The 21554-nt window shown below is 66.1% G+C and carries 22 protein-coding genes and 1 tRNA gene; 14 read left to right on the forward strand and 9 right to left on the reverse strand.

Annotated elements, in window-relative coordinates; translation table 11 throughout:
* Window positions 1-75 precede the first annotated feature (75 nt).
* Together EYR15_RS04485 and EYR15_RS04490 are read left to right on the forward strand one after the other, a co-directional pair.
* Entirely contained in the window at window positions 76-873 is a 798-nt protein-coding gene (locus EYR15_RS04485) for a lytic murein transglycosylase (RefSeq protein WP_131001715.1), read from the forward strand.
* A 1098-nt stretch (window positions 874-1971) separates the two neighbouring features.
* Window positions 1972-4092, forward strand: a complete 2121-nt coding sequence (locus EYR15_RS04490; RefSeq protein ID WP_131001716.1) for a sodium-translocating pyrophosphatase — start codon at window positions 1972-1974, stop codon at window positions 4090-4092.
* A gap of 34 nt (window positions 4093-4126) precedes the next feature.
* On the opposite strand, the gene EYR15_RS04495 is transcribed toward EYR15_RS04490, so the two are convergent.
* Together EYR15_RS04495 and panC are read right to left on the reverse strand one after the other, a co-directional pair.
* Window positions 4127-4630 (reverse strand): rhodanese-like domain-containing protein, encoded by a 504-nt coding sequence (locus tag EYR15_RS04495; RefSeq protein ID WP_131001717.1) that lies wholly within the window; start codon window positions 4628-4630, stop codon window positions 4127-4129.
* 57 nt (window positions 4631-4687) lie between these two features.
* A complete protein-coding gene (panC, locus tag EYR15_RS04500; protein WP_131001718.1) occupies window positions 4688-5536 on the reverse strand; it encodes a pantoate--beta-alanine ligase in 849 nt (282 codons plus the stop codon).
* A gap of 123 nt (window positions 5537-5659) precedes the next feature.
* Here panC and EYR15_RS17360 point away from each other — a divergent pair, with 123 nt between their 5' ends.
* Window positions 5660-6181, forward strand: a complete 522-nt coding sequence (locus EYR15_RS17360; RefSeq protein WP_131001719.1) for a DnaJ domain-containing protein — start codon at window positions 5660-5662, stop codon at window positions 6179-6181.
* 18 nt (window positions 6182-6199) lie between these two features.
* Here the strand turns inward: EYR15_RS17360 and EYR15_RS04510 are convergent, their stop codons facing one another.
* Window positions 6200-7873 (reverse strand): SPOR domain-containing protein, encoded by a 1674-nt coding sequence (locus EYR15_RS04510; protein WP_245498144.1) that lies wholly within the window; start codon window positions 7871-7873, stop codon window positions 6200-6202.
* A gap of 284 nt (window positions 7874-8157) precedes the next feature.
* On the opposite strand from EYR15_RS04510, the gene EYR15_RS04515 reads away from it, so the two are divergent.
* From EYR15_RS04515 to EYR15_RS04535, 5 genes are all read left to right on the forward strand, one after another.
* The gene (locus EYR15_RS04515; protein ID WP_245498188.1) at window positions 8158-8484 is read left to right on the forward strand and encodes a phasin family protein; all 327 of its coding nucleotides are present in this window, start codon (window positions 8158-8160) and stop codon (window positions 8482-8484) included.
* Between the two features lie 315 nt (window positions 8485-8799).
* A complete protein-coding gene (gene clpS / locus EYR15_RS04520) occupies window positions 8800-9147 on the forward strand; it encodes an ATP-dependent Clp protease adapter ClpS (protein ID WP_131001721.1) in 348 nt (115 codons plus the stop codon).
* A gap of 10 nt (window positions 9148-9157) precedes the next feature.
* Entirely contained in the window at window positions 9158-11596 is a 2439-nt protein-coding gene (gene clpA, locus EYR15_RS04525; RefSeq protein WP_131001722.1) for an ATP-dependent Clp protease ATP-binding subunit ClpA, read from the forward strand.
* A 40-nt stretch (window positions 11597-11636) separates the two neighbouring features.
* Window positions 11637-12386, forward strand: coding sequence for an AzlC family ABC transporter permease (locus tag EYR15_RS04530; RefSeq protein WP_131001723.1), 750 nt, complete (start codon window positions 11637-11639; stop codon window positions 12384-12386).
* Window positions 12383-12724 carry an AzlD domain-containing protein gene (locus EYR15_RS04535; protein WP_245498145.1) on the forward strand — a complete coding sequence of 114 codons (342 nt, stop codon included), beginning with the start codon at window positions 12383-12385 and terminating at the stop codon, window positions 12722-12724. Before EYR15_RS04530 ends, EYR15_RS04535 begins: the two co-directional genes overlap by 4 nt.
* Here EYR15_RS04535 and EYR15_RS04540 read toward each other — a convergent pair.
* Window positions 12721-13149 carry an HIT family protein gene (locus EYR15_RS04540; RefSeq protein WP_131001724.1) on the reverse strand — a complete coding sequence of 143 codons (429 nt, stop codon included), beginning with the start codon at window positions 13147-13149 and terminating at the stop codon, window positions 12721-12723. The genes EYR15_RS04535 and EYR15_RS04540 overlap by 4 nt on opposite strands.
* Window positions 13150-13201: 52 nt before the next feature.
* Window positions 13202-14377: a GNAT family N-acetyltransferase gene (locus EYR15_RS04545; protein ID WP_131001725.1), complete on the reverse strand. Its 1176-nt coding sequence runs from the start codon at window positions 14375-14377 to the stop codon at window positions 13202-13204.
* Between the two features lie 214 nt (window positions 14378-14591).
* Here EYR15_RS04545 and EYR15_RS04550 point away from each other — a divergent pair, with 214 nt between their 5' ends.
* Both EYR15_RS04550 and EYR15_RS04555 read left to right on the forward strand, forming a co-directional pair.
* A complete protein-coding gene (locus tag EYR15_RS04550) occupies window positions 14592-15128 on the forward strand; it encodes an SRPBCC family protein (RefSeq protein WP_131001726.1) in 537 nt (178 codons plus the stop codon).
* 2 nt (window positions 15129-15130) lie between these two features.
* Window positions 15131-16075, forward strand: coding sequence for a YVTN family beta-propeller repeat protein (locus EYR15_RS04555; RefSeq protein ID WP_131001727.1), 945 nt, complete (start codon window positions 15131-15133; stop codon window positions 16073-16075).
* Window positions 16076-16083: 8 nt separating this feature from the next.
* On the opposite strand, the gene EYR15_RS04560 is transcribed toward EYR15_RS04555, so the two are convergent.
* From EYR15_RS04560 to EYR15_RS04575, 4 genes are all read right to left on the reverse strand, one after another.
* On the reverse strand, window positions 16084-16446 hold the full coding sequence (locus tag EYR15_RS04560; protein WP_131001728.1) for a response regulator: 363 nt from the start codon (window positions 16444-16446) through the stop codon (window positions 16084-16086).
* A gap of 18 nt (window positions 16447-16464) precedes the next feature.
* The gene (locus EYR15_RS04565; RefSeq protein WP_131001729.1) at window positions 16465-16728 is read right to left on the reverse strand and encodes a hypothetical protein; all 264 of its coding nucleotides are present in this window, start codon (window positions 16726-16728) and stop codon (window positions 16465-16467) included.
* Between the two features lie 102 nt (window positions 16729-16830).
* Entirely contained in the window at window positions 16831-17010 is a 180-nt protein-coding gene (locus EYR15_RS04570) for a hypothetical protein (protein WP_131001730.1), read from the reverse strand.
* 60 nt (window positions 17011-17070) lie between these two features.
* A tRNA-Pro gene (locus EYR15_RS04575) sits at window positions 17071-17148 on the reverse strand.
* 402 nt (window positions 17149-17550) lie between these two features.
* Between EYR15_RS04575 and EYR15_RS04580 the strand changes: the two genes are divergently transcribed.
* From EYR15_RS04580 to EYR15_RS04595, 4 genes are all read left to right on the forward strand, one after another.
* Window positions 17551-18561 (forward strand): sulfate ABC transporter substrate-binding protein, encoded by a 1011-nt coding sequence (locus EYR15_RS04580; RefSeq protein ID WP_131001731.1) that lies wholly within the window; start codon window positions 17551-17553, stop codon window positions 18559-18561.
* Between the two features lie 209 nt (window positions 18562-18770).
* A complete protein-coding gene (gene cysT / locus EYR15_RS04585) occupies window positions 18771-19601 on the forward strand; it encodes a sulfate ABC transporter permease subunit CysT (RefSeq protein WP_131001732.1) in 831 nt (276 codons plus the stop codon).
* Window positions 19594-20451, forward strand: coding sequence for a sulfate ABC transporter permease subunit CysW (gene cysW / locus EYR15_RS04590; RefSeq protein WP_165455423.1), 858 nt, complete (start codon window positions 19594-19596; stop codon window positions 20449-20451). The genes cysT and cysW overlap by 8 nt, the downstream gene beginning before the upstream one ends.
* 17 nt (window positions 20452-20468) lie before the next feature.
* Window positions 20469-21545: a sulfate/molybdate ABC transporter ATP-binding protein gene (locus tag EYR15_RS04595; RefSeq protein WP_131001734.1), complete on the forward strand. Its 1077-nt coding sequence runs from the start codon at window positions 20469-20471 to the stop codon at window positions 21543-21545.
* Window positions 21546-21554 lie beyond the last annotated feature (9 nt).

Raw genomic sequence — 21554 nt, forward strand, 5'->3', positions numbered from 1 at the left:
GAGCATGATGGCGTCCCGAATCCCCCTCGGAGAGCCTTTTGGCTCTTCGGACGTAGAACCGCGACAGGCCCCCCGATGCGTATGTTCAAGACTGTTTTTGTCGCGGCGGCGATGTCGCTCGCGGCCGCTCCGGCCTTCGCCGCGACCTGCGGCAACACCGGGGACGGGTTCTCGGCCTGGGTTCAGGACTTCAAGCGCGAGGCGCAGTCGCGCGGGATTTCGGCCGGGACGGCGGAGGCCGCTCTCACCGGGGTCGCGTACGACCGCGGGCTCATCGCCTACGACCGCACCCAGCGGCCGTTCAAGATGAGCCTCGACCAGTTCATCGCTAAGCGCGCGCCGGCGTCCCTGATCTCCCAGGCCAAATCACGCTGGGCGAAGAACCGCGCTTTGTTCGACCGGGTGGAGCAGCAATACGGCGTCGAGGCGCCGGTGATCCTGACGGTCTGGGGCATGGAGACCGCGTTCGGCGCCATCCAGGGCCGCAAGAACGTGTTCAACGGACTGGCGACGCTCGCCTATGACTGCCGCCGCACCGAGATGTTCCAGGGCGAGCTGATCGCCGCAATGCAGCTCGTCGAGCGTGGCGACCTGCAGTTGAGCGAAATGCGTGGCGCAGAGCATGGCGAGATCGGCCAGGCGCAGTTCCTGCCGTCCTCCTATCTCAAATATGCGGTCGACGGCGACGGCGACGGCCGCCGCGACATGGTCCGCTCCTCGGCCGACACGATCGCCTCGATCGCCAACTATTTCCGCGCCCATGGCTGGCGCCATGGCGGCGGCTTCGACCAGTACGGCCCGCTGTCGGAATGGAACAAGGCGACCGTGTACCAGCAGGCGATCGCCTACGCGGCCGAGAAGATCAGCCAGTAGGGGCTGCGAGGTCCTCGCCGCTCGCGAGCGGCTTGCATCGAGCGCGAACCCCGCCATGCCCTGAAGGGGCATCCACGACTTGGACGTCGAGCTTCGTGACGGCCCGGCACGTCGTGGATGCCCGAAGACGGGCATGATGGCTGAGGATGTGAGCTGCGGCGGCGGCTCACGACCGCGTCCAAGGAATTTAATCCTTGACATCTCGCTCTGTCCGTGATCCCTTGTGCGTGCTTCTCCCCGATGGGAAGGCGTGTCCGGACCGGCCGGCCATGCGGGGAGGAGGCGGCGCCTGCGGCGGGGATGACCGGATGTCTCCGTCCCGGGGCGACTGCTGCGGCGCGGGCTTGAGGATTTGTTCCCTTAACGCCTGTGAAGAGACCGCCCCGCATTACGACGGGGGCCGCCTAGCATGGCGCGGGACCGCCTGGGCGGCGGAGGTCTTCGAGGCCGGCTCCAAAGGCCGGCGGAGAAGGCCTTCGCCTGAAGGCCGCACTCCTTCGGGAGGCGGCCGGACAAGCTCCGAGCGGTTTCGGATGTCGTCCGCAGGGTTCGCAAAAATGCCGTGCGTGGAGCGCCGGGCGACCGACAACTACTCTACCCCCCTGACGGTGGCCCGGCGCTCCCGCGCTTCCCCACTCGATGAGCGTCGCTGTTTGACCAGAGCTGGACGAGGAAGAACCGGACCGCCGGGCGATGACGCGCGTCCGGGCTTCTGCGCTTGATCCTGTGACGCCCCCTCACCCTTACCTTCTCCCGCGAGGGGAGAGGGGGCATCAACGTCGTGGGCTATGATCTCAAGAAGCGGCGCCGCTTCTTCCCTTCTCCCCTCGCGGGAGAAGGTGGCCGCGGCAGCGGCCGGATGAGGGGGCGTCAAGCGTACAGCGCTTCGCCTCATTGGAACGCCGCTACAGTCAAGTCATTGCGCCGTCGACTAAAGGACGGTTCGGGCCGCCGTCGCGTCAATTGCGCGCATCCATCGCTTCTGTCAGCTTCACGCCGTCGCCGCGCCTCCCGCGCGGAGGCCGCCTGAAGAGGGTCCCGGCTTTAGCTCGAGAGACCCCGCGGCGCTGGGAAACGCGTGGACGAGGGTGACGGACGATGGCGCTGACGCTGATCGTATTGCTGGGACTGCTTTCAATCGTCTACGGGGTCTGGGCCACGCGCTCGCTGATGGAGGCGGACGCAGGCACGCCGCGCATGCAGGAGATCGCCGCCGCGATCGCCGAAGGCGCGCAGGCCTATCTGAAGCGCCAGTACACGACGATCGGAATCGTCGGCATCGTCATCTTCATCCTCGTCGCAGTCTTCCTGTCTCTGCCGGTCGCGATCGGCTTCCTGATCGGCGCGGTGCTCTCCGGCGCCGCAGGCTTCATCGGCATGAACGTCTCGGTCCGCGCCAACGTCCGCACGGCGCAGGCGGCGTCCCACTCGCTAGGCGCTGGCCTCGAAGTCGCGTTCAAGTCCGGCGCGGTGACCGGCATGCTGGTCGCCGGCCTCGCGCTGCTCGGCGTCGCGATCTATTACGCGATCCTCACCGGCGTACTTGGCCACGAAGCGAATGAGCGCGTCGTCATCGACAGCCTCGTGGCGCTCGGGTTCGGCGCCTCGCTGATCTCGATCTTCGCGCGGCTCGGCGGCGGCATCTTCACCAAGGGCGCCGATGTCGGCGGCGACCTGGTCGGTAAAGTCGAGGCGGGCATCCCGGAGGACGACCCACGCAACCCCGCGACGATCGCGGATAATGTCGGCGACAATGTCGGTGACTGCGCGGGCATGGCCGCCGACCTGTTCGAGACCTACGCCGTCACCGTCGTCGCCACCATGGTGCTGGCCTCGATCTTCTTCGCCGGCAACGCGGCGCTTTCGAACCTCATCCTGTTCCCGCTCGCGATCTGCGCGGTCTGCATCGTGACGTCGATCGCGGGCACCTTCTTCGTGAAGCTCCCGAAGAACCAGTCGATCATGGGCGCGCTCTATCGCGGCTTCGGCGTCTCGGCCCTGCTTTCGCTGGTCGCGATCGCGCTTGTGACGGCGATCCTGGTCGGCTTCGGAACCGAGTACACGACCACGACGGGCGTCAGCTTCACGGGCTGGGACCTTTACCTTTGCGCCGTCATCGGCCTCGCCATCACCGGCCTGATCGTCGTCATCACCGAGTACTACACCGGCACCGGCTACCGCCCGGTGCGCTCGATCGCGGCGGCCTCCGTCACTGGCCACGGCACCAACGTGATCCAGGGTCTCGCCATCTCGCTTGAGGCGACGGCTTTGCCCGCGCTCGTGATCATCGCCGGCATCATGGCGACCCATGCGCTGGCGGGCTTGTTCGGCATCGCGATCGCCGTCACCGCGATGCTGGCGCTCGCCGGCTTCGTGGTCGCGCTCGACGCTTTTGGGCCGGTGACCGACAACGCCGGCGGCATCGCCGAGATGGCGGGCCTGCCGTCCGAAGTCCGCGTCTCGACCGACGCGCTCGACGCCGTAGGCAACACCACCAAGGCGGTGACCAAGGGCTACGCGATCGGCTCGGCCGGTCTCGGCGCGCTGGTGCTGTTCGCGGCCTACACCTCGGACCTCAACCACTTCATCGCGAACCCTGCGACCTACCCGTACTTCGCCGACGTGAAGCTCGATTTCTCGCTCGCCAATCCGTATGTCGTCGTCGGCCTGCTGTTCGGCGGAATGCTGCCCTTCCTGTTCGCGGCGATGGGCATGACCGCGGTCGGCCGCGCGGCTGCTGCGATCGTCGAGGAGGTTCGGCGGCAGTTCCGCGAGAAGCCGGGCATCATGGAAGGGCGCGACCGGCCGGATTATGGCCGCGCGGTCGATCTGCTCACCAAAGCGGCGATAAAGGAGATGATCGTCCCGTCGCTTCTGCCGGTGCTGTCGCCTGTCGTCGCCTACTTCATCGTGCTTGCGGTCGCGGGCAAAAGCGAGGCGTTCTCGGCGGTCGGCGCGATGCTGCTCGGCGTGATCGTGACCGGCCTGTTCGTCGCGCTCTCTATGACCTCAGGCGGCGGCGCGTGGGACAACGCCAAGAAGTACATTGAGGACGGCCATCACGGCGGCAAAGGCTCGGACGCCCACAAGGCAGCCGTGACCGGCGACACGGTCGGCGACCCCTACAAGGACACGGCGGGACCCGCGGTGAACCCGATGATCAAGATCACGAACATCGTCGCGCTCCTTCTCCTCGCCGTGCTCGCGCATGGCGGGTGAGGGAAGCGCGCGATCCGTCTCGCGATACCGCGGTTCAGCCGATCCGCGTCTGGAGGCTCTGTAGGCGCGCCTTGACCGCTGCGAGCGCGTGCTTGACGGCGAGGCCGAACGAAGCTTTCAGCGCCGGCGCTGGACTCTGCGGATGGGCGCCGAGGCGGCCGCCCGCTTCCTTCCAGGCTCTTTGGCCGCCGCGCAGCGCCAGCGCCTTGTGGCCGAGCGCGCGGGCGCGGCGGACGGCGTCGAGGCAGGCGCGGCGTGGACCGCCGTAGAAGATGAGGGTCGAGCCGGGCGCGAACAGCCTCGCATGCAGCGGGTTGGACGGGTCCATAAACTCCATGAACTCGCCCGGCGGGCAGCGCAGCGAGCCTTCGATCCAGCCGGCGTCGTCGATCCGCCGCCAGTCGCCAAGATGGATCAGCGTCGCCTGCCTCCGCCGCCAGAGGACAAGCGCATCCGAGGCCGCAATCGTCAGCTGAGGCTGGCGCAGCTTGCGCGGCCGGTTTGCGGTCGAGGGCAGGGCGGTTTCGACGAGCGCCATTGGGAGCTCCCTGAATAATCGGGCTGGGCGGTCGCCCCGGATCATCGCCGGCGGCCGCTACGCCTTCGTGACACGGACATTGTCGATCAACCTGACGCCGGCAAGACGGGCCGCGACGAGAAGGCGCAGGGGCTTGTCGGCGAAGCAGGCTCCGAGGGTCTCTTCGTCTCTAAGTTCGAGATAATCGAGCGCGAACCCAGCGCTCTTAATTGTAACTCTCGCAACGGCGAGCGCCGCTTCTGGTTCCTTTCCGGCGGCGATCGCCCGCGCGGCGTCCGAAAGAGCGGCGTAGAGCGCCGCCGCTCTCGCCCGATCAGCCTCGCTGAAATAGGCGTTGCGCGAGGAGCGAGCGAGGCGGGACGGCTCCCGCACGGTCGGCAGGCCGATGATCTCGACGGGGAGCGACAGGTCGCGGACCAACCGCCGGACGACCGCGAGCTGCTGGAAGTCCTTCTCGCCGAAGACGGCGACGTCCGGCCCGCACTGAATCAGCAGTTTGGAGACGACCGTCGCGACGCCCGCAAAGAAATGCGGTCGCGTGTCGCTCTCCAATCCCTCGGCAGGTCCGCCGACGGTGATAACCGTCGACGCGCCATCTGGATACATCTCGCCGCGCTCGGGCGCATAGACGAGCGAGACCCCCTTCCCGTTGAGCGTCGCGAGATCGGCCGTGAGATCGCGTGGGTACGACGCAAAGTCCTCGTGCGGCGCGAACTGGGTCGGGTTTACGAAGATCGAGACGATGACGCGATCGGCGCGCGAAGCCGCTTTCTCCACGAGCGCGATGTGGCCCGGATGAAGCGCGCCCATCGTCGGCACGAGCGCGATCCGCTCGCCCGCCGCGCGCCAGGTGGCGGTGTGGTCGCGGAGCGCAGCGACCGTCGTCGCGACTGTGATCTCGGTCATGCCGTTCATCCGTTCATGCAGCTTCGTGTTTTGCCGGCGCCTGCGTTATCAGCAGGCGTGGCGACGCGCCAAGAGACCTTCGGCCTTCGGCCGTTCGCCTGAGTTCATGAGAGAAGAGGCCGGATGATCTGGATCGTTTTCGGAGCGATGGCGCTGGCGACGATCCTGGCGGTCGGACGCATCCTGTTCGACGCCGATCCCGTTCGGGTGCGGCGCCCGGCTCGGATTGCGAGCACGCTGTGCTGGGTCGTCGGGCTGGCGCTTACGCTCACCGGCAAGCCGATCATCGGCCTCAGCCTGATGGCGTTCGGCGCGATCGGGACCGGCGCGTTCGCGCGCCGGCCGAAGCCGTCACGGCTCGGAGAAGGAGATCGTCGCGGCGGGGCGGCCGGAGGGCGCGCGGACGGCCAAGCTCACGCGGACCCTCGGTTCGCTCGAGGGCGCGGCCCAGCCAGGCCTGGCGTAATGACCGAGGAGGAGGCGTATCAGATCCTTGGCCTGCATCCGGGGGCGAGCCTTGAGGAGGTCGGCCGTGCGCACCGGGCGCTGATGAAGAAAGTCCATCCCGACCAGGGGGGGACGACTGAGCTCGCGGCGCGGGTCAACGCCGCTAAGGATGTTCTCGCTGCGCGTGGCCATCTCTAAGACCCTCCCCCGCGCCGCTCAGTTCTTGATCGCGAAGCAGCTGACGGAGCTGCGCTTCAAGGCTTTGCAGGCTGCGTCTGCGGACTTCTCGTCCAGCCCCGCAAAACGCGCCCGGTAGTAGGTCGAGCCGCCCTTGGTGAAGGGCTCGGTGAACGGCTCCGCCGAGCGGAGCGCGCTGCCGCCCTTCGCCTTGGCGTTCGAGAGCAGCGCTTCCGCGCCCGATTCAGCCGCGGTGGCGCCGATCTGGATCAGCCAACCCTTGCGGGCGACTGGAGAGGCGATCGGAGCGACAGGAGCGGAGACGGCGACCCGCGTGGGCCGCGCAGCAGCTGCAGGAGGCGCCTCGGTCGGCTCCACGGTCGCGAGCTCGGCCTGCTGATCTTCAACGGTCTCGACCGTGGCCTCGCGGGTCACGCTGCCGGTGACGGTCGGCTGGCGACCCACCACCCAACGCATGGAGCCGGGCGTCGTGGAGGGCGACGCCGCGAGCGGCGCGCTGGCCTGCGTCGGGAGCGAGGCCGCTATCACCGGCCGTTCAGCCGTCGAGACGATGCGGGGCAGCGCCTTCGGAGTGGCGCCGGAGGACGCTTGGGGCGGCGCCATCACCGGGGCGGGGATCGGAAGCGGCGGAACGCCGAGCGAGGCGATGCGCTCTTCACGCTCCGGCAGCGGCGGCGCGGCGGGCGGCGTCGGCACGCTCGCCATCACCGCAGGCTTAGCCGCGCGGATGGGCGCATCGACCTGAGCGTCGGCGACCAACGGCGCGGTCCGGGAGCCCGGCTGCGCCTTCGGCAGGTTCATCGCGATCAGCTCGCGCATGTTGGCGTCGCGCGACGGGCCGGTCCGGCCGCCCATCACCACCGCGACAATGCTCCGACCTTGGCTCTTCACCGAGGTCAGCAGGTTGAAGCCGGAAGCGTTCGTGTATCCCGTCTTGATGCCGTCGACGCCCTCGACGCGGCCGAGCAGCTTGTTGTGGTTCGGCATCGAGCGGCCGGCGAACGTGAAAACCCGCGTGCCGAAATATCCGTAATAGCGGGGGAAGCGGTCCTGGATGGCGCGGCCGAGCGTGACGAGGTCGCGCGCCGTCGTGACGTGGTTCGGGTTCGGCAGGCCCGATGCGTTGCGGAACACCGAGCGGGTCATGCCGATCGCTCGCGCCTTGCGCGTCATGCGCTCGCCGAAATTGGGAACGGAGCCTTCGAGGTTCTCGGCGAAGGCGCAGGCGACGTCGTTCGCCGACTTGGTCACGAGCGCCTTGATGCCATCCTCGACGTCGATCGTGCCGCCGGGCCGCAGCCCGAGCTTGGAGGGCGCTTCCGCCGCGCAATGGGCGGACATCACGATGCGGCTGTCGAGCCGGATGCGGCCGCGCTCAAGATCCTCGAACACGAGGTAGAGCGTCATGACCTTGGTCACGGAGGCCGGGAAGCGGAGGTCGTCGGGATTGCGCTCGTAGAGCGTGAGACCGGTTTTCGCGTCGACGACAAGCGCGGAGTAGTTCGGGGCCCCGGCGAAGGCTGAGGTCGGCGCGGCGCGATTGATCCGCTGCGTCAGTGAGACGGGTTTGAAATGGCGCTTCTTGCGTGCGGCTTCAGCGCCATCGACGGTCGCGAACAAGGTGGTCGCCGCCAAGCCGGCAATTGCGATGCAGGACGTCATCCGTCCGGCGAAACTCATTACGCTCAACATAGCCACTATCCGCACTGACCGTTCCGGCGACTGAACAGGCGCCCGCCGGAGTCACCCGGACGGCGCAGTCAACGAGAGTGACGAGACGCGGTTACGGACGCGTTAAGCGGATCATCTTTGTGCAGCGCATCATAGCGTCTTGACAGTTATGTTGCAGTGCATATATCAGCCTCCTCGGACGCGGCCTACGCGTCGGAAAGCGCCAGTCAGCCTACTGGGACGCTTTCGCCAACCGGCCAAAGCGCACCCGCGCAGCCATATTGCTGGAGGAGACAGCCATGAGCGTGAACACCATCGACGACGCCCAGAAGTTCGGCCGTGAAGGCGTAGACCTCGCCCTGAAGAGCTTTGGCTCGGTTTCGAAGGGCATGCAGGCGATCGCCGTCGAAGTCGCCGACTATTCCAAGAAGTCGTTCGAGGACGGCGCGGCGCTTGTCGAGAAGATCATCGGCGTGAAGACGGTGGACAAGGCGATCGAGCTGCAGTCCGCCTATGCCAAGGCGGCCTACGAGACCTACCTCGCCCGCCTCACCAAGATCGGCGAGCTCTATGCCGACATGGCCAAGGAAAGCTACAAGCCGGTCGAAGCGGCCTTCGCCAAGGCGAAGTGACGCCAACCAGCGTCGGGCGCCGAGTAGGCGCCTGAAGAAATGAAAAGCCCGGCCTTCGCGCCGGGCTTTTTTTCGTCGAGATCGATCATAAATGGGGACAGCGGGCGAGGTTAATGCCGGTCTGGCGCCTCCCGAAAAGCGCCGCTAGGATCGTCAAAATGATTTGGCGCCGCGCTGCGGAATCGGCTGGCAGCGGGCAGCCGAAGAGACGATCACGAAGCGATTGACGGCATGAGGGAGACGAGGACGACGACTGCGAAGCGCAATTTCCGGCGCCCTGTCGGGCGACGGAGCGCAGCCGCGCTCCGAGCCGGCATGACCACCACGGGGCCGGCGGTCGCGGGTCCACGTCGGGTCGAAGATGGCGGGCCGGGAACTGCGGTCGTCACCAGGACACGGACCAAGGTCAAGCGGCCGAGCCTCTACCGTGTGCTCATCCTGAACGACGACTACACGCCGATGGAGTTCGTCGTTCACGTGCTCGAACAGTTTTTTGCAAAGGACCGTGAGGCCGCGACGCGCATCATGTTGCACGTCCACAATCACGGTGCGGGGGAATGCGGCGTCTACACCTACGAGGTGGCTGAAACCAAAGTGACGCAAGTGATGGATTTTGCGCGCAAGCACCAACATCCTTTGCAGTGCGTCATGGAGAAGAAGTGAGGTAATTCCATTGCCGTCATTCTCGCGCAGTCTCGAGCAGTCCCTTCATCGCGCGCTCGCCTTCGCCAATGAGCGGAGGCACGAATACGCCACGCTCGAGCATCTGCTGCTCTCGCTGATCGACGACCAGGACTCCGCCGCCGTGATGCGGGCCTGCAACGTCGATCTCGAGATCCTGCGGCGGAATCTCATCGAGTATGTCGACACCGAACTCGAGAACCTCGTCGGAGAGACCTCCGAGGATTCCAAGCCCACCGCCGGCTTCCAGCGCGTCATCCAGCGCGCCGTGATCCACGTCACCTCGTCCGGCCGTGAAGAGGTGACGGGCGCGAACGTGCTTGTCGCGATCTTCGCCGAGCGCGAAAGCCACGCTGCGTTCTTCCTGCAGGAGCAGGACATGACGCGCTACGACGCGGTCAATTATATCAGCCACGGCATCGCCAAGCGCCCGGGTCTGTCCGAGGCGCGCCCTGCGCGCGGCGGCGCGCCGGAGGAGGAGTCCGGCGCTGCGTCCGACGACAACGGCGCGCCGAAGAAGAAGGCGGACGCGCTCGACGCCTATTGCGTGAACCTGAACAAGAAGGCGCGCGAGGGGCGGGTCGATCCGCTGATCGGTCGCGATGCGGAGATCACGCGCACGATCCAGATTCTCTGCCGCCGCACCAAGAACAACCCGCTATTCGTGGGCGATCCCGGCGTCGGCAAGACTGCGATCGCGGAGGGCCTCGCGCTCCGCATCGTGCGCGACGAGGTTCCGGAGGTCCTGCAGGACTCGACCGTGTTCTCGCTCGACATGGGCTCGCTGCTCGCCGGCACGCGCTATCGCGGCGACTTCGAGGAGCGGCTGAAGCAGGTCGTGAAGGAGCTCGAGGCGACGCCCGGCGCGATCCTGTTCATCGACGAGATCCACACCGTGATCGGCGCCGGAGCGACGTCCGGCGGCGCGATGGACGCCTCGAACCTGCTTAAGCCGGCGCTCGCCTCCGGCCAGCTCCGCTGCATGGGATCGACGACCTACAAGGAATATCGCCAGCACTTCGAGAAGGATCGGGCGCTGGTGCGGCGCTTCCAGAAGATCGACGTCTCCGAGCCTTCGGTCGAAGACGCGATCGAGATCCTCAAGGGCCTGAAGCCCTATTACGAGAGCTTCCATCAGGTCCGCTACACCAACGAGGCCATCAAGGCCGCGGTGGAGCTCGCGCATCGCTACATCAGCGACCGCAAGCTGCCGGACAAGGCGATCGACGTGATCGACGAGACCGGCGCGAGCCAGATGATCCTGCCGGAGAACAAGCGCCGGAAGACCATCGGCGTGAAGGAGATCGAGGCGACGATCGCGACCATGGCGCGCATCCCGCCGAAGTCGGTCTCGAAGGACGACGCCGAGGTGCTGCGGTCGCTGACCACGAACCTCAAGCGTGTCGTCTACGGGCAGGAAGCCGCGATAGAGGCGCTGTCCTCGACGATCAAGCTCGCCCGCGCCGGCCTCCGCGACCCGGAGAAGCCCATCGGGTGCTATCTGTTTTCAGGCCCTACCGGCGTCGGCAAGACCGAGGTCGCGCGTCAGCTCTCTTCTCTGCTCGGCGTGAAGCTGATCCGCTTCGACATGTCGGAGTATATGGAGCGCCACACGGTCAGCCGGCTTATCGGCGCGCCTCCCGGCTATGTCGGCTTCGACCAGGGCGGGCTGCTGACGGACGGCATCGATCAGAACCCGCATTGCGTGCTGCTGCTCGACGAGATCGAGAAGGCGCATCCCGATTTGTTCAACATCCTCCTGCAGGTGATGGACCACGGGAAGCTCACCGACCACAACGGCAAGCAGGTCGATTTCCGAAATGTCATCCTGATCATGACGACCAACGCCGGCGCCGCCGACCTCGCGAAGGAGCCGATCGGCTTCAACCGCGCCAAGCGCTCGGGCGAGGATTCGGACGCGATCAACCGTCTGTTCGCGCCGGAGTTCCGCAACCGGCTCGACTCGATCATCGCATTCGGCAATCTGCCGATCGAGGTGGTGAGCCAGATCGTCGAGAAGTTCGTGCTCCAGCTCGAGGCGCAGCTCGCCGATCGCAACATCACGATCGAGCTCTCCGCGGAGGCGCGGGACTGGCTGGCCGAGCGCGGCTACGATCCGCAGATGGGAGCAAGGCCACTAGCGCGCCTGATCCAGGAGACGATCAAGACGCCGCTCGCCGACGAGGTGCTGTTCGGCAAGCTCAAGGGCGGCGGCGCGGTGCGCGTGCTAGTCGAGACCAAGGAGGACGGCAAGACCGGCCTCGGCTTCGACTTCCCAGAGGGACCGGTGACGCCGAAGCCCGAGAAGATCGAAGGCGCCGAGCCCAAGTCTTCGGAAGGCAGGGCCGAGCGCGCACCGAAGCGGCGCGCGGCTGACGCCGCCAAGAAGCCCGGACCGAAGACCCCGCCGCTCGTGCGCAGTGACGGGTAAGCCGCGGGCCGTCGTCGGTCCCCTCTACTGGGGCTGAGCGATGGTCGTCCAAACTCCGGAAGAGGCGTCGACCGATGTCGGCGCCTCTTATTGGTTCTGGAGCGGCGCGCGTGGCGCGCTGAGCGTTCCCGGCTTCGTGCTCTATGGAAGCTTCTTCGGCTTCGGGGCGATGACGCATGATTTCGGCTGGCCGATCTGGGCCGCCGGCCTGTCGACCCTGCTGATCTGGGCCGCTCCCGGGCAGCTCGTGCTTGCGGGCGCGCTGGCGAGCGGTGCGGGAATCGGCGCTTCGGCGCTTGCGGTCTCGATCTCGGCGGTGAGGCTTCTGCCGATGGTGGTCGCGATTCTGCCGGTGCTCAAAACGCCGCAGACACGGTTCGGGACGCGGCTTCTAGCGGCGCATTACGTCGCCGTCACCGCCTGGTTCGAGGGCCAGCGCCGCACGCAGGTCATGCCGCGCGAAGGGCGCATGCCGTACTTCCTCGGGTTGGCGAACGGGCTCGTGGCCGGGAGCGCCGTCGCGACCGTGTCAGGCCATGCCGCCGCCGGCGTCCTACCGCCTGCGCTTGCGATCGGGCTTCTGGGGCTTACCCCGGTCTACTTTCTTCTGTCGCTTGAGCGGGGCGCGCATGGAGTCGGCGAGAGAGTTGCGATCGTCGTCGGCTTGGTGATGGCCCCGTTCGTTTCTCAGATGTCTCCGAGCTTCGATCTGCTTTGGACCGGAATCATCGGAGGCACGCTGTCCTTTCTAATCGACCGGACGGTCGCCCGGCGCAGGCGATCGACGTGAGTCAGCACGACGGCTGGTTCATGCTTCTCGCCATTGTCGCCGCATTCGCTGCGAACGAAGTGTGGCGCATGCTTGGCGTGTTGCTGTCGGCGCGACTGGACGAGGACAGCGCGCTGTTCGCCTGGGTACGGATGGTCGCGACGGCGCTGGTCGCGGGCCTCGTGGCGAAGCTTGTGCTGAGCCCGACAGGCGGCTTCGCGCTTGCGCCGCTCTGGCTGAGGCTTGCTTCGGTCGCCGCTGGCGGGGCGGTTTACGGCGTCACGCGCCGCTCGCTTGCGCTCGGCGTCGGCGCCGCCGAGATCACGCTTATCGCCGGAATGGCGATCCTCGGAACCTAGAGCTCCGCAAGCGCGGCGCGGATCTTCTCGGCGTGGGCGGCGAGCACTTCCGGCTTTTCCATCTGGCCGGTGTGCGGCTTCAGCGGAATGTCGGTCCAGCGCGGCAGGATGTGGACGTGGGTGTGGAAGATCACCTGTCCGCCGGCGCTCTCGCTGAACTGCTGGATGGTCACGCCCTCGGCACCGAGGCCGGCCTTCACGGCGCGGGCGACCTTCTGCACGGTCTTGAAGAGAGGTGCGAGGTCGGCCTCCGCGATATCGAGCAGATTACGCGAGGCCGCCTTCGGGATGACGAGGGCGTGGCCGTCGCCGCGCGGCATCACGTCCATAAAGGCGAGCGTCAATTCGTCCTCGTAGACCTTCTGCGCAGGGAGATCGCCACGCAGAATCTTGGCGAAGATGTTGTCGCTCTCATACTCGGCCATGTCGGCTCCTTCACGCCCTGGAGCGACAGGTCTGCGCAAGCGAGCGCCCGCGTCAAGAAATGTGTTCGCCGTCCTTGCGGAAGGGCGTCGCCGCGTCCAGCGCTTCGTCGCCCATGGCGACCATGCGCCGCTCGCGGGCGAGGTAGTCACCGACCGCATCGTGCAGGCCGGGATCCGCGAAGGCATGGGCGGAATAGGTCGTGACCGGACGATAGCCGCGCGCGAGCTTGTGCTCGCCTTGCGCGCCGGCCTCGACGCGGGACAGCCCACGCTCGATCGCGGCGTCGATCGCCTGGTGATAGCAGAGCTCGAAATGCAGGAAGGGCCGCTCCTCGACCGCGCCCCAATAGCGGCCGTAGAGCGCGTCGCCGCCGATGAAGTTCAGCGCTCCGGCGACGGGCTTACCTGCGACTTCAGCGACGACCAGCAGGATCTTTTCCGGCATGGCCTCGCCGACCATGCTGAAGAAGCGGCGGTTGAGATATGGCCGTCCCCATTTTCGGGCGCCGGTGTCCATGTAGAACTCGAAGAACGCGTCCCAATAGACCTCGGTCAGGTCGGCGCCCGTCAGCTGGCGGATGACGACGCCTTCCGCCGCCTCGCGACGCTCGCGCTTGAGCTGCTTGCGTTTGCGGGAGGCGAGGTCGCCGAGAAAGTCGTCGTAGGAGCCGTAGCCCTCGTTGGTCCAGTGGAACTGCCGGTCGACGCGGGAGAGGTATCCGCGCTCGACGAGCAGCGCTTGCTCCTCTTCGGTGCAGAAGGTGACGTGGACCGACGAGACCTCCATGCGGTCGCGAACCGCGAGCAGGGCGGTGGCGAGCGCGCCCTTCGCCGGCGCGCCGTAGCCGGGCGCGGCGAGCAGGCGAGGGCCGGTCGCGGGCGTGAAGGGCGCGGCCACCTGGAGCTTCGGATAATATTCTCCGCCGGCCCGCTGGTAGGCGTCCGCAAACGCGTGATCGAAGACGTATTCGCCTTGGCTGTGCCGCTTCACATAGGTGGGGGCGACGCCCGCGATCTCGCCCGCAGAGTCCTCCAGGATGACATGGGCCGGCGACCAGCCGGAGCGGCCGCCGATGGAGCCAGAGCGTTCCAGCGCGTCGAGGAAGCGCCAGTCGAGGAAGGGATTGTACGGCGCGCCATCCGAGGAGGCGCAGGCGTCCCACGTGTCGCGGCCGATTCCCGCGACGCTTTCGACGAGGCGGGCTCGAAATGTCGCTTGCTGTTCCATCAACTAGGCAATGCCGTTAGCGTGCTCGCGTTCCCCCGGAGCCTAAAGCGCGACCAGCTTTGCGCCAAAGCATGGAAGGTGCGGCTAAGGGTCGACGTCTCGGGGCTTTATCCCGCACGCCGGGTTTGATCTTATGCGCGCCGGCCTAATTTGCGCCCCAGAAGACGGCCCTAAGTTGGCCGCCGAAGAAGGCCCACAACAAGGACAGCGACGCATGAAGGTACAGTTTCTCGCAGCTGCGGCTGCAGTGGCGGTGATCGCGCTGGCGGGGGCCGCAGACGCGCACGGTCCGACGCGTCAAAAGACCACGAAGACCATCGAGATCAACGCGCCGGCCGACAAGGTTTGGGCCGTTATCGGGAACTTCCAGGATGCGAGCTGGATTCCGGTCGTCGAGAAGACGGAAGGAACCGGAGGCAACGACAAGGGGGCTACTCGGAAGCTGACCCTCAAGGGGGGGGCAGTTATCGAGGAGGAGCTCGACACCTACGACGCGGCCAGCAAGACGCTGCACTACCGGATCACGAGCGTCGACGTGAAGACGTTGCCGGTGAACAACTACTCCTCGAAGCTGACCGTGAAGGATGACGGCGGTAAGTCGACCGTCACCTGGATGGGCGCGTTCTACCGCGGCTATCCGAACAATGATCCGCCGCCGGAGCTGAGCGACGAAGCCGCCGTGAAAGCGGTCGACGGCCTCTACGAGACCACGCTCGCCTCCGTGAAGGAGAAGGTCGAGAAGGGCAGCTGAGCATGTTCGCGCGCGCCGTTCTCGTCGCGCTCAGTCTCGTCGTCGCGGGCCACGCCCGCGCCGACGAGGCGTTCATCGTCAACCAGACGGGCGACAGCGTTACGGTGCTCGATCTGAGCTCCGGCAAGGCGGTCGCGACCATTCCGGTCTCCGGCAAACCCGCGGGGATTGCGTTGTCGCGTGATGGCGCTACGGCGTTCGTGACGAGCCCGGAGGGGCGGAGCCTCGCGGTAATCGACACTGCTGACAGGCAGGTCGCCAAACGCATTCCGCTCGAAGGCGGGCCGCTCGGCGTCGCCGTGCATCCGTCGGGCGCGCCGGTCTATGTCGCGGATTGGTACGGCTCTGACATTCTGGTCGTCGACCCCGCAGCCGGTCGCATCACCAAGCGCATCGCCGTCGGTAAATCGCCTTCCGGCCTCGCGCTCACTCCGGACGGCAAGCTGCTGATCTCCGCCGACCGGGAGGCGGACCAGATCTCGGTTATCGACGTCGCAAGCGAGACGCAGATCGCTACCATTCCCGTTGGAAAACATCCGTTCGGCGTGACGATCGATCAAGACGGCAGACGCGCCTACACCGCCAACGTCGAATCCGACGACGTCTCAGTCGTCGACCTCGGTATGCGCAAGACGATCGGAACCGTGAAGGTTGGAGATCGCCCGTATGCGGTCGCTCTCGCAGGCGGCAAGGCGTTCGTTTCCGACCAGTACGCAGCGCAGGTTTCGGTGTTCGACATCGCGAACCTTCAGGCGGCCGCCGCCATCGCGGTCGGCGAATATCCCGAGGGCGTCCAGGCTTCACCGGACGGGAGGCGGGTCTATTCGGTCAACTGGTTTTCGAACACTGTCAGTGAGATCGACGCCACGACGCTGAAGGTCTTGCGCGAGATGGAGGTCGGCGACGGCCCGCGGTCCTTCGGAACGTTCATCCGAAAGACGCCGTGATAGGGCTGTCAGCCGACGAGATCTCGGACCTGTCTCGCCAGCGTCATGGGATCGAACGGCTTTGGTATGACGGCGCGTGCGCCAAGGGCTTGAAACCGCTCGACTTCGCGCGCCTGCGTTCGAGCCGTTACGAAAATCACTGGCGGCAGCGTATCGCCATGCTCTTTCTGCAAAGCGGCGAGCGTGGTTGGGCCATCCATATCAGGCATCATCACGTCTAGCAGCACGACATCTGGCTGAAACTTGTCGGCGGCTATCAGCGCCTCAGCGCCACTGCCAGCCACTTCGACAACGAAATGGCTATCCAGCTCGAGGGACATTCGGGCCACTTCCCGAATATCAGGCTCGTCGTCGACGTAGAGAACCCGCATGAGGGTTGATACGGCGCGTCAGCCGAACGCGCCCATCGCGCTCCAGAGAATCGCGCTCGACATCAGAGCCAGACCAATGACGTCGCCGTTCAGCAATTGCCGCTCGATCGCGTTGTGAGGAGCAGTATTAAGCAAGCTGTCATCAACGATGTCGATGTCGGAAGCGCCGAGATTTTCGAAGGAGATCGCGTTCGTCTCGATGTCCGACGCCGCGAGCGAAGACATGACGCCGTCGCTGTAGTTCGGGCGAAAGGCGTTGGCGTTTTCGATCACGTGAAGCATCGGAGAGGCTCGGCTCTTTTTCTCGCGGTGTTGCGATCAAAACGCCGAAAAGGCCTCCGAGTTCCGGAGGCCTCCAATTTGTTCACGATTTATTTGGACAGGTTAGCGCTTCTTGAACGCGCCGTCGTCGATCAGGTGCTCGAGAGCTCCGATCGCGATCTCTAGATCGGCGATCTTGCGCATCGCGCCGTCCGAAGGCAGCGTCTTGGCGCTGGCGGCGGCGGCAAACTGTTCGAGTTGCGCCGCTTTGAGGCGGTCGAGCAACGACTTGTAGTCTTCCATAATAACGGATGTCCTCAGCGCCCGGCGAAAGGACGCCGTTCCAGCTTCGTCGTTTTAAAATGGTCGGAGCGAGAGGATTTGAACCTCCGACCCCTAGTCCCCCAGACTAGTGCGCTAACCGGGCTGCGCCACGCTCCGAAACTCTCTTGCGAGAGCCGCATGGCCGTAGCGAAATTCGCGCCCTCACGCAAGCGCCGGACGCATAGCAAGGCCCGTTCATGGCGGATCTACTGAACGCCTGATGAACGCGCTGCGCTGCGTCCGTTCAGAAGCTCTGGGATAAGTTCGGCCTCAACTTTCGAGAATTCCCCCGCCTGAACGGCGTCGGACCGGATACCGCCCCTCTCCGGTCAGAAGCCCCTCGAACAGGATGACGCCCGGCCGCTGGGGAGCGACCGGGCGTTTTTTTATGTTCGGAGGTCCATTCCGCATTACGGCCATGTGATAGGATATAAAATCCATCGAAATAAGGAATTTAGCGTTGACAGCGCCTCTGGAGCCATGGCCGATAGAGCGACACGTCAACGAGGTCCTCGAGCCATGAACCGCCGCACAGCCATCGCTTTTCTCGCCGCGCTCTCCTTCGCGGCTCCGGTCTGCGCGGGACAGGCCGTCGCGCAGACGCGGCTCACAAACGTCTCCTACGATCCGACGCGCGAGCTCTATAAGGACTTCAACGCCGCCTTCGAGAAGTCTTGGAAGGCCGAGACCGGCGAGGACGTTCGGGTCCAGGCGAGCCACGGCGGCTCGGGCAAACAGGCGCGCTCCGTGATCGACGGGCTCAACGCCGACGTCGTCACGCTTGCGCTCGCCGCCGACATCGACGCGATCGCCTCGGCGACCGGCAAGATCCCGGCGGATTGGCAGAAGCGCCTGCCGCACAATTCCTCGCCCTACACTTCAACCATCGTGTTCCTCGTTCGCAAGGGCAATCCGAAGGGCATCAAGGACTGGGGAGACCTCGTGAAGCCCGGCGTCCAGGTCATCACGCCGAACCCGAAGACCTCGGGCGGCGCGCGGTGGAATTACCTTGCGGCGTGGGCCTACGGCCGGCAGCAGGGCGGCGACGACAAGGCCAAGGAATACATCTCGGCGCTGTTCAAGAATGTGCCGGTGCTCGACAGCGGCGCGCGCGGCTCCACGACGACCTTTGCGCAGCGTGGCCTCGGCGACGTGCTGCTCGCTTGGGAGAACGAGGCGTTCCTGTCGTTCAAGGAGTTCGGCGAGGACAAGTTCGAGATCGTCTATCCCTCGATCTCGATCCTGGCGGAGCCGCCGGTGACGGTCGTCGACGGCAATGTCGACAAGAACGGCACGCGCAAGGCTGCGGAGGCTTACCTGAACCTGCTCTACTCGAAGGAGGGTCAGACCATCGCCGCGCGCAACTTCTATCGTCCGGTGAGCCCCGAGCTCGCGGACAAGGCGGATGTCGCTCGCTTCAAGGATCTGAAGCTCGTCACCATCGACGCCGATTTCGGCGGCTGGAAGAAGGCGCAGGCCGAGCACTTCGGCGACGGCGGCACGTTCGACCAGATCTACCAGCCGAAGTGAGCCTTTCCGAAAAGGGCTGAGCCTTTCCACCAACTCTTCGGAGGCCCCGTCAGCGCTAAAAGGCGCAGGCGGGGCTTTTCTGTTACGGGGTCCGCTCTCATGGGCCCCAAGCGGAGAATCTTCGCTTTGGCCGCCTCGACAAGCGCGCCCGACGCTGAAATTGTCCGGCCGCGCGGGGCGGCCGCGCCGAAGCGTCCGTGCGAGGTTTGATGTCCCAGTTCCGCTTCCGGAGCCCCAGCGCCTTGCCGGGTTTCGGAATCGCCTATGGCTTCACATGGATCTGGCTCAGCGTCATCGTCCTGATCCCACTTGGGGCGGTGGTGCTCTGGGCGGCTTCGCTCGGCCCGGCGCAGATCTACGCCATCGCAAGCCGGCCGCAGACCTTTGCGGCGCTCCGGCTCTCCTTTGGTCTCTCGCTTGCGGCGGCGGCGCTCAACGCGGTCTTCGGGCTGATCGTCGCCTGGGTGCTGACACGCTACAGCTTTCCGGGCCGCCGGTTGCTTGACGCCGCCGTCGACCTGCCGTTCGCGCTGCCGACGGCAGTCGCCGGCATCGCGCTAGCCGCGATCTACGCCCCAAACGGCTGGGTTGGCTCGCTCGTGCCCTTCAGGATCGCCTATACGCCGCTCGGCATCTTTGTGGCGCTGGTCTTCATCGGCCTGCCCTTCGTGGTCCGAACCCTTCAGCCGGTGCTCGCCGACGTCGACCGCGAGCTCGAGGAGGCCTCCGCAACGCTCGGCGCAAGACGCGCAACCACGGTGTTTCGCATCGTTCTCCCGACGCTCGTCCCGCCGCTGCTGACCGGCTTCGCGCTCGCCTTCGCGCGGGCGGTGGGGGAGTACGGCTCGGTGATCTTCATCGCCGGCAATATTCCGGGCGTCTCAGAGATCGCACCGCTGCTGATCATCACCCGGCTCGAGCAGTTCGATTATGCCGGCGCGACCGCCGTCGCCACGATCATGCTGGCGCTCTCGTTCGTGGTGCTGCTGATCGTGAATCTCACCGAGGCCTGGACGCGCCGGAGGCTGGGCCGTGGCTGACGCCGCGCCCCCGTCTAGCCCAACCAGTGAAAGCCCCGCCGCGCGGCTCGCGCTGATCGCGGTCGCGGTGATCTTTCTCGGCTTCTTCCTCTTCCTGCCGCTGATCGCGGTGTTCACCGAAGCGCTCAGGAACGGCGTCGGCGCTTATCTCGCCGCGTTCGACGATCCGGACACGATTTCCGCGATCAAGCTGACCGTGCTGGTCGCGGCGATCGCGGTGCCGCTCAACCTTGTGTTCGGGCTCGCCGCCTCCTGGGCGATCGCGAAGTTCGAATTCAAGGGGAAGAGCCTGCTGCTCACCTTGATCGACCTGCCGTTCTCGGTCTCTCCGGTCGTCTCGGGCATGTGTTACGTGCTGCTGTTCGGCGGGCAGGGCTATTTCGGCAAATGGCTTCAGAGCCACGACCTGCAGATCATCTTCGCTCTGCCCGGCATCGTGCTCGCGACCGTCTTTGTGACTTTCCCTTTCGTCGCGCGCGAGCTCATCCCGCTGATGCAGGAGCAGGGGACGAGCGAGGAGGAAGCCGCGCTTTCGCTCGGCGCCCGCGGCTTCCGAACGTTCTGGTCGGTGACGCTGCCGAACGTGCGCTGGGCGCTGCTCTACGGCGTTTTGCTCTGCAACGCGCGCGCGATGGGTGAGTTCGGCGCCGTGTCGGTCGTGTCTGGCCATCTGCGCGGCCTCACCAACACCGTGCCGTTGCAGGTCGAAATCCTCTACAATGACTACAATTTCGTGGCGGCCTTCGCGGTCGCCTCGGTGCTCGCGGGGCTCGGCCTCGTCACGCTCGCGATCAAGACCGGGCTCGAATGGCGCTACGGAGACGAGATCTCCGCGGCGCACCGCCGCTAAGCCGTAAAGAGAACACGATGGACCTCAAGATCCGCGACCTCCACAAGGATTACGGCCAGTTCCCGGCGCTGAACGGGGTCAGCCTCGACATCCGCTCGGGCGAACTGATCGCGCTGCTCGGGCCGTCCGGCTCCGGCAAGACGACGCTGCTGCGGGCGATCGCCGGCCTCGAAATCCCCGAGCGCGGCCAGATCCTGTTCGGCGACGAGGACGCGCTGTCGAAGTCCGTCCAGGAGCGCAATGTCGGCTTCGTCTTCCAGCATTATGCGCTGTTCCGGCACATGAAGGTGTTCGACAACATCGCCTTCGGCCTCAGGGTCCGCGGCCGCGCCCGGCGTCCGGCCGAGGCGGAGATCGCAAAGAAGGTGAGGGAGTTGCTCGACCTCGTGCAGCTTTCCGGCCTTGAGGCGCGCTATCCGGCCCAACTCTCCGGGGGCCAGCGGCAGCGCGTCGCGCTCGCCCGCGCGCTCGCGATCGAGCCGCAGGTGCTGCTGCTCGACGAACCGTTCGGCGCGCTCGACGCCCAGGTTCGCAAGGAGCTGCGCCGCTGGCTGCGCGCCATCCACGACGAGACTGGCCACACCACTGTGTTCGTGACCCACGACCAGGACGAGGCGCTGGAGCTCGCCGACCGGGTCGCAGTGCTGAACAAGGGGAACATCGAGCAGGTCGGCACTCCGGACGACGTCTACGACCGGCCGGAAACGCCGTTCGTCTACGCCTTCATCGGCGATTCGACCTCTCTGCCGGTGACGATTGAGCAGGGCAGGGCGCTGTTCGAGGGATCGCCGCTGCCGATCGGGGCCGTGGATTCGCCCGACGGCCCCTCGCGCATCCACATCCGTCCCCAGGACGTGACGCTCGCGAACCCCGACGACGCGGCGGTGCATGGCGAGATCATCGGCCTCCGCCGTTCCGGCGCCCATCGTCGAGCTGACGTCTGCGTCGGCAAGGCCCGCTCCCGGATCGAGGCGCTGCTGTCGCCGGAGACTGACGTGTCGGTCGGCGAGCGGGTTGGCCTCGCCTTCAAGGGCTTCGCCGCCTACCCGCAGGACCCGACTCCGCCGAAGCTGGGTCTCGCCCGCGCGGCGTGAGCGGATGCG

The organism is Hansschlegelia quercus, from assembly GCF_004310425.1.
In the GTDB taxonomy this organism is placed as follows: Bacteria; Pseudomonadota; Alphaproteobacteria; order Rhizobiales; family Methylopilaceae; genus Methylopila; species Methylopila quercus.

Bases quoted from the DNA above. Each gene is read 5' to 3' on its own strand.
- EYR15_RS04555 (WP_131001727.1), top strand. From the start codon at position 15,131: ATGTTCGCGCGCGCCGTTCTCGTCGCGCTCAGTCTCGTCGTCGCGGGC.
- EYR15_RS04490 (WP_131001716.1), top strand. From the start codon at position 1,972: ATGGCGCTGACGCTGATCGTATTGCTGGGACTGCTTTCAATCGTCTAC.
- EYR15_RS04550 (WP_131001726.1), top strand. From the start codon at position 14,592: ATGAAGGTACAGTTTCTCGCAGCTGCGGCTGCAGTGGCGGTGATCGCG.
- EYR15_RS04540 (WP_131001724.1), bottom strand. From the start codon at position 13,149: ATGGCCGAGTATGAGAGCGACAACATCTTCGCCAAGATTCTGCGTGGC.
- panC (WP_131001718.1), bottom strand. From the start codon at position 5,536: ATGACCGAGATCACAGTCGCGACGACGGTCGCTGCGCTCCGCGACCAC.
- EYR15_RS04530 (WP_131001723.1), top strand. From the start codon at position 11,637: ATGGTCGTCCAAACTCCGGAAGAGGCGTCGACCGATGTCGGCGCCTCT.
- cysT (WP_131001732.1), top strand. From the start codon at position 18,771: ATGTCCCAGTTCCGCTTCCGGAGCCCCAGCGCCTTGCCGGGTTTCGGA.
- EYR15_RS04595 (WP_131001734.1), top strand. From the start codon at position 20,469: ATGGACCTCAAGATCCGCGACCTCCACAAGGATTACGGCCAGTTCCCG.
- EYR15_RS04560 (WP_131001728.1), bottom strand. From the start codon at position 16,446: ATGCGGGTTCTCTACGTCGACGACGAGCCTGATATTCGGGAAGTGGCC.
- EYR15_RS04580 (WP_131001731.1), top strand. From the start codon at position 17,551: ATGAACCGCCGCACAGCCATCGCTTTTCTCGCCGCGCTCTCCTTCGCG.
- EYR15_RS04565 (WP_131001729.1), bottom strand. From the start codon at position 16,728: ATGCTTCACGTGATCGAAAACGCCAACGCCTTTCGCCCGAACTACAGC.
- EYR15_RS04485 (WP_131001715.1), top strand. From the start codon at position 76: ATGCGTATGTTCAAGACTGTTTTTGTCGCGGCGGCGATGTCGCTCGCG.
- EYR15_RS04545 (WP_131001725.1), bottom strand. From the start codon at position 14,377: ATGGAACAGCAAGCGACATTTCGAGCCCGCCTCGTCGAAAGCGTCGCG.
- EYR15_RS04495 (WP_131001717.1), bottom strand. From the start codon at position 4,630: ATGGCGCTCGTCGAAACCGCCCTGCCCTCGACCGCAAACCGGCCGCGC.
- EYR15_RS04510 (WP_245498144.1), bottom strand. From the start codon at position 7,873: ATGTTGAGCGTAATGAGTTTCGCCGGACGGATGACGTCCTGCATCGCA.
- EYR15_RS17360 (WP_131001719.1), top strand. From the start codon at position 5,660: ATGATCTGGATCGTTTTCGGAGCGATGGCGCTGGCGACGATCCTGGCG.
- clpS (WP_131001721.1), top strand. From the start codon at position 8,800: ATGACCACCACGGGGCCGGCGGTCGCGGGTCCACGTCGGGTCGAAGAT.
- EYR15_RS04570 (WP_131001730.1), bottom strand. From the start codon at position 17,010: ATGGAAGACTACAAGTCGTTGCTCGACCGCCTCAAAGCGGCGCAACTC.